Source organism: Lentzea xinjiangensis, assembly GCF_900110955.1.
Taxonomy (GTDB): domain Bacteria; phylum Actinomycetota; class Actinomycetes; order Mycobacteriales; family Pseudonocardiaceae; genus Lentzea; species Lentzea xinjiangensis.
This window is the reverse complement of record NZ_FOFR01000018.1, coordinates 91,107-104,515: the sequence shown is the minus strand read 5'-3', so window position 1 is coordinate 104,515 and position 13,409 is coordinate 91,107. Positions and strand designations below refer to the sequence as shown.

Below are 13,409 nucleotides of genomic sequence, written 5' to 3'. Positions count from 1 at the left end.
TGCTCAGTCCTTCGGCTTCAGGTTGGCCTGGTTGCCCTGCTCGGTCTGCTCGTACTGCTGCAGGGTGGCCTTCAAGTTGTCGATGCGGGTGGTCAGCGCGTCCTGGAGTTGCTGGTTCGACTGCTGGTGCATGTGACCCGCGTTGGTCGCCCAGTTCGCGTACACCTGGCTGGGCATGTCGCGACCGGCGCCCTTGACCCGGATCAGCGCCTCACCCGTCTGCTTCGCGGTCATGAGCTCATCGCGGATCGACTCGTACTCCTTGATGGCAGCGCGCAGTGTGTCGAGATCTACCTTGGTCCCACTCATCCCCAGTACCCTCCCCTGCAGTTGTGCGCCCAGCAGCATAGCGCCAGGCCACCGGCCTCGTCCCGGTTTCCAAACACGATCGGGTGAAGAAGCGGAAGCGTCACCTCCGCATTGCGACGAGTGAAGGTACGAAGCGCGCACGCGTCGTTCTTCGATGCTTTTCGTCAGCCACGATGCGCGCCTTCGAGGAAATGCCGGGCTCATTCACAACAGCCTTTCCGGCTTTCGCCTCGCGAAGTGGAAACCCGCCCATGACCAGGCCCGGCTTGTCTAGGGTGGCCGGGTGCGCGCACTCGCCCTCGGCCTGGCCGCCGTCCTGGCCTTCCTGGCACTGGCCACGACGATCCGGACCACCGACGTCCTGACCGGCACGGTCGACGCCCGACGGGTCGGCACCGCCACCGTCACCTCCTGCGCCGAGCACGGCCCGATCGGCAGGTGGGGCATCGGCACGAGCCACGAGTGCACCGCCGACGTGCGCTGGGACGACGGCACCACCGAACGGCTCACCTTCCCGCCCGGCCAGCTCGAACCGGCCGAGGGCGACGTGCCCGTCTTCCGGTCCGACCGCGCTCCCGGCCGCAACGACAGCGGCCGCTGGTTCCTGGCCGGCCCGCTCGCGGTCACGGCGCTCGGGCTGCTCGTGCTGTGGTTCCTGGTCGGCGCCGTCCTCTCGCTCGTGCCCGCCAAGGGCAAGAAGGGCAAGGGGGAAGAGCAGTGGCACGTGACGAAGGAGGAGATCAAGGCCACCCCGGTCACCCGCAGGGTGCGCAGGCTGCGGTGGTACGCCTGGCTCGGGCTCGCCGCAGCGGCGGCGGAAGGGCTGGCCTCCCTGCCGTTCTTCGACGCGCCGCGCCGGGCCGGGGGGTTCGTGTCGCCGTGGCCGGAGCTGGAGCGGGCCTGGCTGGTCGACCTGCCGTCCGGCGTGCTCGCCGGGTTCGCCGTGCTGGTCGCCGCCGCCGCGGGTGTGGTCGCGGAGAGCGTGCACAAGGACGCGGCTCGGGTGGTCCGGTACGGACAGTCGTACCTCGACACGAAGAAGCAGGTCAACGGCGGCACGAGCTGGGTGCCCGTCGGGGTGATGGCGGCCCTGGTCGTCGCGGCGGTGGTCAAGGTGGTCCTCGCCGTGCCCGCCCACGCGCCCGCGGCGGTGTGGCTCGCGGGTGGCAGGGACGCGCTGGTCCTGCTCGCGCTGCTGGCGATCACGGTCTGCACGAGGCAGTCCGCAAAGGACATGGTCGGCCGGCTCGTCCGAAACTGACGGGAACCGGATCGCCGCAGTCCCAGTCTGACGGACCATGAGTTCTGCAGAACTGGGTGCCGGGCAGCAACGCCTCGACGAGTACCTGCGGCGCGTCAACGACATCCAGCAGAGAGCCGAGGAGACGCAGGCTCAGCTCAAGGCGTTGCGCGCGCACGTGAGCAGCGCCGACCGCTCGGTCACGGTGACGATGGCGCCGGGTGGGCGGTTGGAGAAGCTGAGCTTGACGCCGTCCGCGATGCGGATGTCGCACGACCAGCTCGCCGCCATGATCACGGAGACCGTCAGCCGGGGGCACGCCGCCGTCGCCGAGCAGATGGAGGCGACCATGCAGCCCCTGATCGGGGGCACGCCGGCGATGGACTTCCTGCGCGACCAGGTCACCGCGGCACAGCAGCCGGAGGAGACCGAACAGCAGCAGCCTGGGCGGCAACGGCCGGACGACGACGAGCCGTTCGGCACCATCTACCGGTAAGGGGTCCCGGTGACAAGTTTCGCAATGGAGCCCGCTGACGTGATCAGCCACGCGGGCAACGTCCAGGCCATGGGCATGGAGCTCACGAGGGCCGCCGCGCGCGGTCAGAGCGTCGATCTCGGCGTCGAGACGTACGGGATCATCGGCCAGGTCTTCAGCGTGCCGGTGCGCCTCCACATCGCGGCGATCGCGAACTCGATCAACGAGCTGGCCAACGCGCTGCCGGACGTCGCCGACGCGCTGCGCGACTGCGCGGACGCCACCCGGCAGACCGACGACGACCACGCCAAGCTGTTCGCCAAGTACAAGGGGTGATGATGGTTCTCGACGTCAGTGCGGACAACGCCACCGATGGTGCGCGGATCGTCGACACCGTCTGGAAGTGCGCGGAAGACTTCAACAACCCCAGCGACTGGGCCTTCGACGGCGTCGCGCTGGGGCTCGACGTGCTCGGGTTCGTCGCGAACCCGCTCGGCACGCTCGTCGGCGCGGGCATCGGCTGGCTGATCGAGCACGTGTCGTTCCTCAAGGAGCCGCTCGACGACCTCGCCGGCGACCCCGGCGCGATCAACGTCGTCGCGGCCGCCTGGGGTGAGGTCGCCAAGGCGTGCGCGAAGGTCGGCAACGACTACGCGCGGGCCGCCACCGGCGAGACCGGCACGTGGACCGGGCAGTCCGGGGACGGCTACCGCAGGGCGGCGGCCACGCTCGCCGAGCAGGTGAAGGCGCTGGAGGGGGCCGCGAACGCGGTCGCGGGCGGCATCCGGGGCACCGGTGTCCTGGTCGCGGCGGTGCGCGGCATCATCCGCGACATCGTGGCCGACGTGGTGGCCGAGTTCATCATCGCCGCGGTGACCGCGCTCGCGACGAGCTGGTGCAGCTTCGGCGCCTCGATCGCCGCGTTCACCGGGTGGGCCGTCGCACGCGCGGCGTCGACGGCGGGCAAGATCGCGGGCAAGGTCAGCAAGCTGCTGATGAAGCTCGCGCAGGCCGTCCGCAAGTTCGACAACCTCAAGGGGGTGTCCGACGCGCTCGCCAAGGCCGCCGTCGGCATCGGCCGCAAGGCCAAGAGCGTCGGGCAGGCGATCGGCAGGAACCACTCCTCGGTGCGGCAGATCGAGGACGGGTTCGCCAGCGCCAACAACGCCATCCGCGACAAGCTCACGTTCGGCAACGACGCCGCGAAGAACGCGGCGAACCGGGTCGACGACATCATGGCCCCGCGTGGCCGCGACGGGTTCGCGGACACGATCAAGCCCGTCGCGCTCGGCCGCACCGGCGCCTCCGAGGCGTTCAAGGAAGGCGCGAACTGGGACGAGAGCTACGAGAAGGGCCAGCAGGAGCTCAGCGGGCAGAAGTAGACGGCCCCTGCTGTTGTTGCTGCGCGGGGAGCCTGCCCTCCGCCATCCGCTTGAGCAGGTCCTTGCGCAGCCACAGCACGTAGACCCACACCAGGCCGAAGATCACGCCGATCACACCCAGCGCGGGCAGCAGCAACCACGTCGCGATCAGCAGCACGTGCAGGCCGACGACCGCGCCGATCGCCCACGGGCGGCGGACGAACGCGCACATCGCGATGAACAGCGCGATGAAGCCGAACGCCACCCAGCCCACCAGCGACGTGATGCCGCCGTGCAGCTTGGCGATCACCGGCAGCGCCAGGGCCACGACGATGACCTCGAGGATCAGCGTGCCGGCCATGATGCCCCGGAACGCCTTCATCGGGTCCTTCTTCAGCGGGGCGGGGGAGGTCATGCCGGTTCCTTCCCGAACAGCGCGCGGGCCTCGCCCGCGGTGACGACCGACCCGGTGACGATCACGCCACCGCCGGACAGCTCGTCCTCGGTGAGGTGGATGGCTTCCTCGATGGCGTCGACCAGCCGCGGCCGCACCTCGAAGCGGTCCTCGCCGAAGATCGGCACGGCGAGCCCGGCCAGCACGTCCGGGTCCATCGCGCGCGAGGACGAGTTGGTGGTGATCACCAGTTCCTGCACGACGGGTTCCAGCGCGGAGAGGATGCCCTCGGCGTCCTTGTCGGACATCACGGCCACGACCGCGACGAGCTTGCGGAAGCCGAACTCGGAGTCCAGCGCGCGAGCCAGGGCCGCGGCGCCGTGCGGGTTGTGGGCCGCGTCGACGAACACGTTGGGCGCGGAGCGCACCCGCTCCAGCCGGCCCGGCGTGAGGACGGAGGCGAAGCCCTCGCGGACCGCCTCCACGTCGAGCCGGCGGTCCTGGCCCGCGCCGAAGAACGCCTCGACGGACGCGAGCGCCAGCGCGGCGTTCGCCGCCTGGTGCTCGCCGTGCAGCGGCAGGAAGATGTCCTCGTAGACGCCGCCCAGGCCCTGCAACGTGATGAGCTGGCCGCCCACCGCCACCGAGCGCGACACGACGCCGAACTCGCTGCCGAACCGGGCCACCATCGCGTCGACCTCGGCCACGCGCTCCAGGATCACCTTCATGACCTCGGGCGTCTGCTCACCGACGATCGCGACCGAGCCCGGCTTGATGATGCCGGCCTTCTCCACCGCGATGTCCTCGGCACGGGTGCCGAGGTACTCGGTGTGGTCGAGGCCGATCGGCGTCAGCACGGCGATCTTCGCGTCGGCGATGGACGTCGCGTCCCACGTGCCGCCCATGCCGACCTCGACCACGGCGACGTCGACCGGGGCGTCCGCGAACGCCGCGTAGGCCATGCCGGTGAGCACCTCGAACTTGCTCATCCGGATCTCGGAGCGCGCGTCCACCATCGCGACGTACGGCTCGATGTCGCGGTAGACCTCGACGTAGCGGCCGGGGCTGATGGGCTGGTTGTCGAGGCTGATCCGCTCGGTCGCGAGCTGCAGGTGCGGGCTCGTGTACCGGCCGGTGCGCAGACCGATGCGCGTGAACAGCGCATCGGTCATGCGCGACGTCGACGTCTTGCCGTTCGTGCCCGTCAGCTGCACGACCGGGTAGTTCGTGTGGGGGTCGCCCAGCACGTGCGCCAGCGCCTTGATCCGGTCCAGCGACGGCTCGAGCTTGGTCTCGGGCCAGCGCTGGTTGAGCTCGTTCTCGACGTCGAGGAACTCGTCGAGGTTGGTGTCCACTGGTGCTACGCCTCCGGCAGCGCGGCCAGGCGCTCGTTGATGCGGGCGATCTCGGCCTCGGCGACGGCCTTGCGCTCCTCGATCTTGGCCTTGACCTCGGCGGGCGCCTTGGCGAGGAACGCCTCGTTGCCGAGCTTCTTCGTCGTGCCGTCGAGCTCCTTCTGCGCGGCGGCCAGGTCCTTCGCCAGCCGCTTGCGCTCGGCCGCGACGTCGATCGCGCCGGACAGGTCCAGCTCGACCTTCACCGCGCCCTTGGGCAGGCCGACCTCCAGCGTCGCCGAGACGGTGAACTCCTCGCCCGGCTCGGTGAGCCGGGTGAGGGACCGCACGGCGGGAACCTGGTCGACCAGGCCGACGCAGCACGCGCCGCGGACCTTGCCCGCGACCTTCTGGCCCGGCTTGAGGCCCTGCTCGGAGCGGAACCGGCGGATCTCGGTCGCGAGCTTCTTCAGGCCCTCGACCTGCGCGCGGGCGTCGTCGTCCCGCTCGGCGCCGGAAGGCCGCGGCCACGACGCGATGACCAGCGACTCACCACCGGTGAGCGTGGTCCACAGCGTCTCGGTGACGAACGGCGTCACCGGGTGCAGCAGCCGCAGCACGACGTCGAGGACGTGGCCGAGGACCGACCGGGTCGGCTCCGCGCGGCCGTCCGCGATCTGGACCTTCGCGATCTCCAGGTACCAGTCGCAGAACTCGTCCCAGGTGAAGCTGTAGAGCGCCTCGCAGGCCTTGGCGAACTGGAACGACTCGAAGTGCGCGTCCACGGTGGACACCAGCGAGTCCAGCTCGTCGAGGATCCAGCGGTCCGCGGCGGTCAGCTCCTCGCGGGCGGGCAGCGGGCGCTCGACGGTGGCGCCGTTGGCCAGCGCGAACCGCGTCGCGTTCCACAGCTTCGTGGTGAAGTTGCGCGACCCGGCCGCCCACTCCTCGGCGAGCGCCATGTCCGAACCGGGGTTCGCGCCGCGCAGCAACGTGAAGCGGGTGGCGTCGGCGCCGTAGGTGTCCATCCACGCCAACGGGTCGATGACGTTGCCCTTGGACTTCGACATCTTCTTGCCGTTGGCGTCGCGGATGAGCCCGTGCAGGTAGACGTGGTCGAACGGCTGGACCTCGTCCATCGCGTACAGGCCGAACATCATCATCCGGACGACCCAGAAGAACAGGATGTCGTAGCCGGTCGACAGGACGCTCGTCGGGTAGAACTTCTTCAGGTCCTCCGTGGACTCCGGCCAGCCGAGCGTCGAGAACGGCCACAGGCCCGACGAGAACCAGGTGTCGAGGACGTCCTCGTCCTGGCGCCAGCCCTCGCCGGTCGGGATCTCGTCATCCGGTCCGACGCAGACGACCTCGCCGGCCGGGCCGTACCAGACGGGGATCCGGTGGCCCCACCACAGCTGGCGCGAGATGCACCAGTCGTTGAGGTTGTCGGTCCAGTCGAAGTAGCGCTTCGCGAGCTCCTGCGGGTGGATCTTGGTCCGGCCGTCCCGCACGGCGGCGGAAGCCGCGGCGGCGACGGACTCGACCTTGACCCACCACTGCAGCGACAGGCGCGGCTCGACGACCGTGCCGCACCGCGAGCAGTGGCCGACGGAGTGGACGTACGGACGCTTCTCCGCGACGATCCGGCCCTGCTCGCGCAGCGCGGCGACGATCGCGGGACGCGCCTCGAACCGGTCGAGCCCCTCGAACGGGCCGGGCACCGTGATGGTGGCGCGCTCGTCGAGGACTGTGAGGTTCGGCAGGTCGTGCCGCTGACCGATCTCGAAGTCGTTCGGGTCGTGCGCGGGCGTGACCTTGACGGCGCCCGTGCCGAACTCCGGGTCGACGTGCGCGTCGGCGACGATCGGGATGCGGCGGCCGGTGAGCGGCAGCTCGACCTCGGTGCCGATGAGGTGCCGGTAGCGCTCGTCGTCCGGGTGGACGGCGACCGCGGTGTCGCCGAGCATCGTCTCGGCGCGGGTGGTCGCGACGACGATGGACGCGTCCCCGTCGCCGTAGCGGATGGAGACCAGCTCGCCCTCGTCGTCGGAGTGGTCGACCTCGATGTCCGACAGCGCGGTCTGGCAGCGCGGGCACCAGTTGATGATCCGCTCGGCCTGGTAGATCAGGCCGTCGTCGAACATCTTCTTGAAGATCGTCTGGACGGCGCGGGACAGCCCCTCGTCCATGGTGAAGCGCTCGCGCGACCAGTCGACGCCGTCGCCGAGGCGCTTCATCTGGCCGAGGATCTTGCCGCCGTACTCCTCCTTCCACTCCCAGACGCGCTCGACGAACTTCTCCCGGCCCAGGTCGTGGCGGGACAGCCCCTGACCGGCGAGGTCGCGCTCGACGACGTTCTGCGTCGCGATGCCCGCGTGGTCCATGCCGGGCAGCCACAGGACCTCGTAGCCCTGCATGCGGCGGCGCCGGGTGAGGGCGTCCATGACGGAGTGGTTGAGGGCGTGGCCCATGTGCAGGGAGCCGGTGACGTTCGGCGGCGGGAGCACGATGGTGAACGGCGGCTTGTCGCTCTTGACGTCCGCCGTGAAGTAGCCCCGGTCGACCCACCGCTGGTACAGCTCCGCCTCTACCTCCGCCGGAGTCCACGCGGCGGGGAGGTCGGGACGCTGGGTTGCGGTGTCGAGTTCAGTCACAGCTGTCAAGTCTACGGAGCCGGGGGTATCGACTTGAAACGAGATACCTGATAACGGCCGGGCGTCGATTCGCACCGGACAGGTTGCGCGGCGTCCCCGGTGATCAATGATGTGCGCCGATCACCCAGGGGGGAACGTGCAGTACGGCATCGAGGACCACCCGGACCTGAGAGACGCGGCGTGGATGCGTGCCGCGACCAGGCGGGCGAAGCGGGAGGTCCGCACGCAGCGGCGGCGGGCGCGCCTGCGCAGGCACAGCGGCAAGGTCGTCACCGCGCTCGCGCTGGTCGCGGTCGGCGGGGTGGTCGTGGGCCTGCAGCGGGCGGGGGCGTTCGACGGCGTCTCGCTGCCGGACGCGGAGCTGCCGCGCGCGGGCGTGAACGTCGAGGCCCCGTTCACCGGCACCCCCGCCGAGAACTGGTCCGAAGGGGAGAAGGGCATCGTCGTGCCGTCCGCCGACCCGGCGTTCGAGCACGTGCGGCGGGCGCTCGTCGCGGCCCGCCTGGACCCGGTGGCGATCAGCGAGCACAAGCCCGGCCGGTACCTCGCGATGCTCGCCCCCGGGGCGCGCGAGCACGTCTCCACCCGGCTGCACGACTGGACCACCCGGCTCAAGCCGGGCACGAAGCTGTTCCCCGGCGGCATCAGGGCGTCCGGGACGATGACGCTCGGCGAGGCCGACGGCCACCGGACCGTGACCGCCGACTTCGTGTACGCGTACGCGTTCGAGCCGCCGGCCCCGGAGAAGCTCCTCGACCAGATGGAGATGATCGCCGCCGTCCGCGAGAAGGTCACGTACGCGGTGACGCCGGAGGGACTGTGGCCGACCGAGGCCCACGGCCACCGGTACTCGATCGCGTGCCGGGCGTCCGACGAGGGCTTCCTCGCCCCCCGGTTCGTCGAGCCGTCCCAGCACCTGACGGAGGTCCGGGACGACCGGAAGCACTTCACCGTCGGCGGAGAGGTCCCGACCGGGGACAACTGCGACTGATCACCCTTTCAGGGGTGCCGGGCGGCAGTGGCGGCGCTCACAATTGACCGCCACGGACCGTTCAACCCCTTGGGGCCCGTGACGCGACGCCGCCGCGTTCTTCGGGGGCGCTGGCGGCGCCGACGTCGATCGGCGTTGAATGAGGCCATGAGCAGCAAGCCCCCGCAGCACGACGTCGACGAGTCCGCGCTCGAAGTCAGCACCCCCAAGACATGGGCAGCGGGGATTCCCGGTGTGCTCGTGTCGCTCGACCGCGCGGTCGAGCAGATGGGTGTCGGGCGCACCGTGAAGACGTTGCGGCTGCTCAACCAGCGTGAAGGGTTCGACTGCCCCGGCTGCGCGTGGCCGGAGCCGCAGGGCCACCGCAAGATGGCGGAGTTCTGCGAGAACGGCGCCAAGGCCGTCGCCGAGGAGGCCACCAAGCGGCGGATCGGGCCCGCGTTCTTCGCCGAGCACTCCGTCGAGAGCCTGCGGACCAGGACCGACTACTGGCTCGGGCAGCAGGGCAGGCTCACCGAGCCGATGGTGCTGCGTCCCGGCGCCACCCACTACACGCCGATCAGCTGGGACGACGCGTTCACGCTCATCGCCGGCGAGCTGACGTCGCTGTCCTCGCCCGACGAGGCGATCTTCTACACCTCCGGCCGCACCAGCAACGAGGCCGCGTTCCTCTACCAGCTGCTGGTCCGCTCGTTCGGCACCAACAACCTGCCGGACTGCTCGAACATGTGCCACGAGTCGTCCGGCTCGGCGCTCACCGAGACCATCGGCATCGGCAAGGGCTCGGTGTCGATCAAGGACTTCGACCTCGCCGACCTGATCGTGGTCATCGGCCAGAACCCCGGCACCAACCACCCGCGCATGCTCAGCGCGCTGGAGGACGCCAAGAAGAACGGCGCCAAGATCATCGCCGTGAACCCGCTGCCGGAGGCGGGCCTGATGCGGTTCAAGAACCCGCAGAACGTCGCGGGCGTCGTCGGCCGCGGCACGGCGCTCGCCGACGAGTTCGTCCAGATCAAGGTCGGCGGCGACCAGGCGCTGTTCCAGGCGGTCGGCCACCTGCTGCTGCAGTGGGACAAGGTCGACGAGGAGTTCATCAGCTCCAAGACCCACGGGTTCGAGGCCTACGCCGAGAGCGTGCGCGAGCTCGACTGGGACCGGGTGGTCGCCGCCACCGGCCTGACCCGCGAGCAGATCACGCGCGTGGCCGGCATGTTCGTCGACTCGCGGCGCACGATCGCCTGCTGGGCGATGGGCCTGACGCAGCACAAGCACAGCGTGCCGACGATCCGCGAGATCACGAACGTGATGTTCCTGCGCGGCATGATCGGCAAGCCGGGCGCGGGCCTGTGCCCGGTGCGCGGCCACTCGAACGTGCAGGGCGACCGGACCATGGGCATCTACGAGAAGATGCCGGAGAGGTTCCTGCTGGCCCTGGAGAACGAGTTCGGCATCTCCGTGCCCCGCAAGCACGGCTACGACACCGTCGACGCGATCAACGCGATGCGCCACGGCCGCGGCAAGGTCTTCATCGCGATGGGCGGCAACTTCGTCAGCGCCACCCCGGACACCCCGGTGACCGAGAAGGCACTGGAGCAGTGCTCGTTGACGGTGCACGTCTCCACGAAGCTCAACCGCTCACACGTGGTCCACGGCCGCACCGCGCTCATCCTGCCCGCACTGGGCCGCACGGAGAGCGACGTGCAGCACTCGGGCGAGCAGTTCGTGACGGTCGAGGACTCCATGTCGGTCGTGCACCGCTCGCGCGGCCGGCTCAAGCCCGCGTCCGACCAGCTGCTGTCCGAGATCTCGATCGTCTGCCGCCTCGCGCGCAAGGTGCTCGGCCCGTCGCACCCCGTGGCGTGGGAGGAGTTCGAGAAGGACTACGACGTCATCCGCGAGCACATCGCGCGCGTCGTGCCGGGCTGCGCCGACTACAACACGCGCGTGCGCCAGCCCGACGGCTTCGTCCTGCCGCACCCGCCGCGCGACTCGCGGGAGTTCGCGACGGCGACCGGCAAGGCGAACTTCGTCGCGAACGAGCTGACCGTCATCGAGGTGCCGGAGGGCCGGCTGCTGATGCAGACCCTGCGCAGCCACGACCAGTACAACACCACGATCTACGGCCTGGACGACCGCTACCGCGGCGTGAAGGACGGCCGCCGGGTGGTGTTCGTGAACCCCGATGACGTCGCGGAGCTGGGGTTCGCCGACGGTCAGATGGTGAACATCGTCTCGGAGTGGAAGGACGACCCGACAGGTGTCGTCGAACGCCGCGCCGACGCGTTCCGGATCGTCGCGTACCCGACCGCGCGCGGCTGCGTCGCGACGTACTTCCCCGAGGCGAACCCGTTGGTGCCGCTGGACTCCAAGGCCGACATCTCCGGGACGCCGACGTCCAAGTCGGTGATCGTGCGGCTGGAGCCCGCGGCCTGATCAGGCGTGGCGGACCCGGACGAACAGCCGTGCGCGGTGCCGTCCGGGTCCGCGCACGCCGAGCAGCGAGATCAGCTTTCGCCGGAACGGGTGCGAGAGCGCGCAGCTCACCAGTCCGGCGAGTTGCGCGCCACGGCGGTCACCAGCGGCAACGACTCGATGATCGGCACGCGCAGCAGCTCGGCGGCCTCGTCCGGGTCGCGCACCGGCTCGACGAGCTCGCGCAGCAACGCCCCCACGACGTCGTCCGCGGTCTGGTCGATCTCGTGCGCCAGGTCGCGCAGCTGGGCGGCGGCCTCGTTCAGCACGCGCGGGCGTTGCGGGTCCTCCAGCATCAACGCCGCCAGGCGCAGCACGCGGCGGCACACCCTCAGCCGGAGGCTCCTGCTCGCCGACTCACGGCCACCCGCGAGGCCCAGCCGGCCGCGGGTGCGTTCGATCCACGGCTCGACGGTCTCCTTGCGCCAGATCGGCCCGGAGGCGAGTTCCGCGTCCGGCTCGGGGATGCCGTGCGAGCGGCGCTTGCGCCACACCGTCACGAGCTGGCGGCTGAGGCCCATGGCGTCGGCGATCTCGGCGATCCCGTAGAAGTCCCCCACGGGACAACTGTAACCAGAGATGACGCGATATGTCATCCAGCATGTCGTGAGGTCAGAGGCGTTCGAGGACGGCCCGCGCCGCGTTGTGGCCGCCGATGCCGCTCACCCCGCCGCCGCGCCGGGCGCCCGCACCGCAGATGAACACGTTGTCCACGTCGGTCTCGACACCCCACGTGCCGACCTCGGCGCCGGTCTCGGCGAACGGCCAGCCGAGCTCGCCGTGGAAGATGTTGCCACCCGGCAGCCCGAGCTCGTCCTCCAAGTCGAGCGGTGTGCGGGCCTCGATGCACGGCCGCCCCCCGGCGTCGGTGGCCAGGCAGTCCCGGATCGGCTCGACCAGGTGCGCGTCGAGCTGGTCGAGGTAGCGGGCGACGAGCTCGTCGCGCAGCGCCTCGTTGCGGCCCTCGAAGAGCGACGCGGGCAGGTGCAGGCCGAACAACGTCAGCGTCTCGTGCCCCGCGAGGCCGGGCCCGAGGATCGACGGGTCGGTCAGCGAGTGGCAGTACATCTCACCGGGCAGCACCGGCGGCACCCGGCCGGCCGCGCTCTCCCGGTACGCCGTCTCCAGCCGGTCGTAGGACTCGTCGAGGTGGAACGTGCCCGCGAACGCGATCCGCGGGTCCACGCCGGACCTCAACGCGGGCAGCCGGCGCAGCAACATGTTGATCTTCAACTGGCAGCCCGGCGCGTCGTGGACCTCCCTGCCCTGCAACCGTCCGAGCACCGACGGAGCCACATTGGACAGCACGAAGCGGGCGTCCACAGTGGTGTCGCCGTAGGACACGGACGCCGTCTTGCCGTCCGAGGAGATCGACGTCACCTCGGCGTCGCACACGATCCGCGCGCCGGCCTCACGCGCGGCCCGTTCCAGCTCGGCGGTGACCGCGCCCATGCCGCCGACGGGGACCTTCCACTCACCGGTCCCGTTGCCGATCACGTGGTACAGGAAGCACTTGTTGGCGCTCAACGAGTGCAGCGACGAATGTGTGCCGATCAACGCGTCGGTCCCGACGACGCCGCGCACCAGGTCGTTGCCGAAGAGCTCCTGCAACGTCGCGCCGATCGGGCGTTCGAAGACCTGGTCCCACACCCGGCCGCGCGCCACGGCGTCGACGTGCACGCGCAGATCTTCGCGCGGCACCAGCGGTTCCAGCAGCGTGGGGGCGAGCGCGGCGGCCATCAGCTCCAGGTCGGCGTAGAAGCGCCGCCACCGCTCCCAGTCGTCCAGCGACCCGCAGACGGCCTCGAACGACGCCACCGTGGCCTCGCCGGGCGTGCGTTCGACCAGCAACCCGGTCCTGCCGTCGGGCGTGTACGACGACGCGGCCCGCGAGCGCAGCGCCAGGTTCAGCCCGAGGTCGGACACGATCCGGTCGGGCAGCAGCGACACCAGGTACGAGTAGCGCGAGAGCCGCGCGTCGACGCCTTCCCACGGCGAGGCGCTCACCGCCGCCCCGCCGGCGTGCGGCAGCTTCTCCAGGACCTTGACCGACTTCCCCGCCCGTGCCAGGTACGCGGCCGCCACCAGGCCGTTGTGGCCGCCTCCCACGATCACCACGTCGTCCATGCCCCGAGATCCCTCCCACGTAGCCTGGTCGGTGGGGAACATAGCGGTC

The 13,409-nt window shown here is 70.4% G+C and carries 12 protein-coding genes; 6 read left to right on the top strand and 6 right to left on the bottom strand.

Translation table 11 applies throughout. The annotated features are described in order from the left end of the window. Positions 1-3 precede the first annotated feature (3 nt). Positions 4-309, bottom strand: coding sequence for a PE domain-containing protein (locus tag BMW88_RS42290; protein ID WP_177221486.1), 306 nt, complete (start codon positions 307-309; stop codon positions 4-6). Positions 310-592: 283 nt separating this feature from the next. Between BMW88_RS42290 and BMW88_RS30960 the strand changes: the two genes are divergently transcribed. The 4 genes from BMW88_RS30960 to BMW88_RS30945 are packed head-to-tail and all read left to right on the top strand — an operon-like array spanning position 593 to position 3,406. Next, positions 593-1,570 (top strand): DUF6346 domain-containing protein, encoded by a 978-nt coding sequence (locus BMW88_RS30960; protein ID WP_089957552.1) that lies wholly within the window; start codon positions 593-595, stop codon positions 1,568-1,570. 37 nt (positions 1,571-1,607) lie between these two features. Beyond that, positions 1,608-2,045 (top strand): YbaB/EbfC family nucleoid-associated protein, encoded by a 438-nt coding sequence (locus tag BMW88_RS30955; protein ID WP_089957549.1) that lies wholly within the window; start codon positions 1,608-1,610, stop codon positions 2,043-2,045. A gap of 9 nt (positions 2,046-2,054) precedes the next feature. Continuing rightward, positions 2,055-2,360 (top strand): hypothetical protein, encoded by a 306-nt coding sequence (locus BMW88_RS30950; protein WP_245778172.1) that lies wholly within the window; start codon positions 2,055-2,057, stop codon positions 2,358-2,360. A 2-nt stretch (positions 2,361-2,362) separates the two neighbouring features. Beyond that, entirely contained in the window at positions 2,363-3,406 is a 1,044-nt protein-coding gene (locus BMW88_RS30945; protein ID WP_089957696.1) for a hypothetical protein, read from the top strand. Here BMW88_RS30945 and BMW88_RS30940 read toward each other — a convergent pair. Genes BMW88_RS30940 through BMW88_RS30930 form a run of 3 tightly spaced genes read right to left on the bottom strand, consistent with a single transcriptional unit; the run spans position 3,390 to position 7,767 of the window. Further along, the gene (locus tag BMW88_RS30940; RefSeq protein WP_089957543.1) at positions 3,390-3,800 is read right to left on the bottom strand and encodes a DUF4233 domain-containing protein; all 411 of its coding nucleotides are present in this window, start codon (positions 3,798-3,800) and stop codon (positions 3,390-3,392) included. The genes BMW88_RS30945 and BMW88_RS30940 overlap by 17 nt on opposite strands. Beyond that, the gene (folC, locus tag BMW88_RS30935; RefSeq protein ID WP_089957540.1) at positions 3,797-5,134 is read right to left on the bottom strand and encodes a bifunctional tetrahydrofolate synthase/dihydrofolate synthase; all 1,338 of its coding nucleotides are present in this window, start codon (positions 5,132-5,134) and stop codon (positions 3,797-3,799) included. The genes BMW88_RS30940 and folC overlap by 4 nt, the downstream gene beginning before the upstream one ends. Before the next feature lie 5 nt (positions 5,135-5,139). After that, positions 5,140-7,767, bottom strand: coding sequence for a valine--tRNA ligase (locus tag BMW88_RS30930; RefSeq protein ID WP_089957537.1), 2,628 nt, complete (start codon positions 7,765-7,767; stop codon positions 5,140-5,142). A 136-nt stretch (positions 7,768-7,903) separates the two neighbouring features. Here BMW88_RS30930 and BMW88_RS30925 point away from each other — a divergent pair, with 136 nt between their 5' ends. Both BMW88_RS30925 and BMW88_RS30920 read left to right on the top strand, forming a co-directional pair. Further along, a complete protein-coding gene (locus BMW88_RS30925) occupies positions 7,904-8,758 on the top strand; it encodes a hypothetical protein (RefSeq protein ID WP_089957534.1) in 855 nt (284 codons plus the stop codon). Between the two features lie 147 nt (positions 8,759-8,905). Further along, positions 8,906-11,194, top strand: coding sequence for an FdhF/YdeP family oxidoreductase (locus BMW88_RS30920; protein WP_089957531.1), 2,289 nt, complete (start codon positions 8,906-8,908; stop codon positions 11,192-11,194). 107 nt (positions 11,195-11,301) lie between these two features. On the opposite strand, the gene BMW88_RS30915 is transcribed toward BMW88_RS30920, so the two are convergent. Together BMW88_RS30915 and BMW88_RS30910 are read right to left on the bottom strand one after the other, a co-directional pair. Then, entirely contained in the window at positions 11,302-11,793 is a 492-nt protein-coding gene (locus tag BMW88_RS30915) for a hypothetical protein (protein ID WP_089957528.1), read from the bottom strand. Positions 11,794-11,845: 52 nt separating this feature from the next. After that, entirely contained in the window at positions 11,846-13,360 is a 1,515-nt protein-coding gene (locus BMW88_RS30910; protein ID WP_089957526.1) for a phytoene desaturase family protein, read from the bottom strand. Between the last annotated feature and the right edge of the window lie 49 nt (positions 13,361-13,409).

Excerpts from the sequence above, each read along its gene's own strand:
- BMW88_RS30910 (WP_089957526.1), bottom strand. The coding sequence starts at position 13,360 with ATGGACGACGTGGTGATCGTGGGAGGCGGCCACAACGGCCTGGTGGCG.
- BMW88_RS30940 (WP_089957543.1), bottom strand. The coding sequence starts at position 3,800 with ATGACCTCCCCCGCCCCGCTGAAGAAGGACCCGATGAAGGCGTTCCGG.
- BMW88_RS42290 (WP_177221486.1), bottom strand. The coding sequence starts at position 309 with ATGAGTGGGACCAAGGTAGATCTCGACACACTGCGCGCTGCCATCAAG.
- BMW88_RS30955 (WP_089957549.1), top strand. The coding sequence starts at position 1,608 with ATGAGTTCTGCAGAACTGGGTGCCGGGCAGCAACGCCTCGACGAGTAC.
- BMW88_RS30920 (WP_089957531.1), top strand. The coding sequence starts at position 8,906 with ATGAGCAGCAAGCCCCCGCAGCACGACGTCGACGAGTCCGCGCTCGAA.
- BMW88_RS30945 (WP_089957696.1), top strand. The coding sequence starts at position 2,363 with ATGGTTCTCGACGTCAGTGCGGACAACGCCACCGATGGTGCGCGGATC.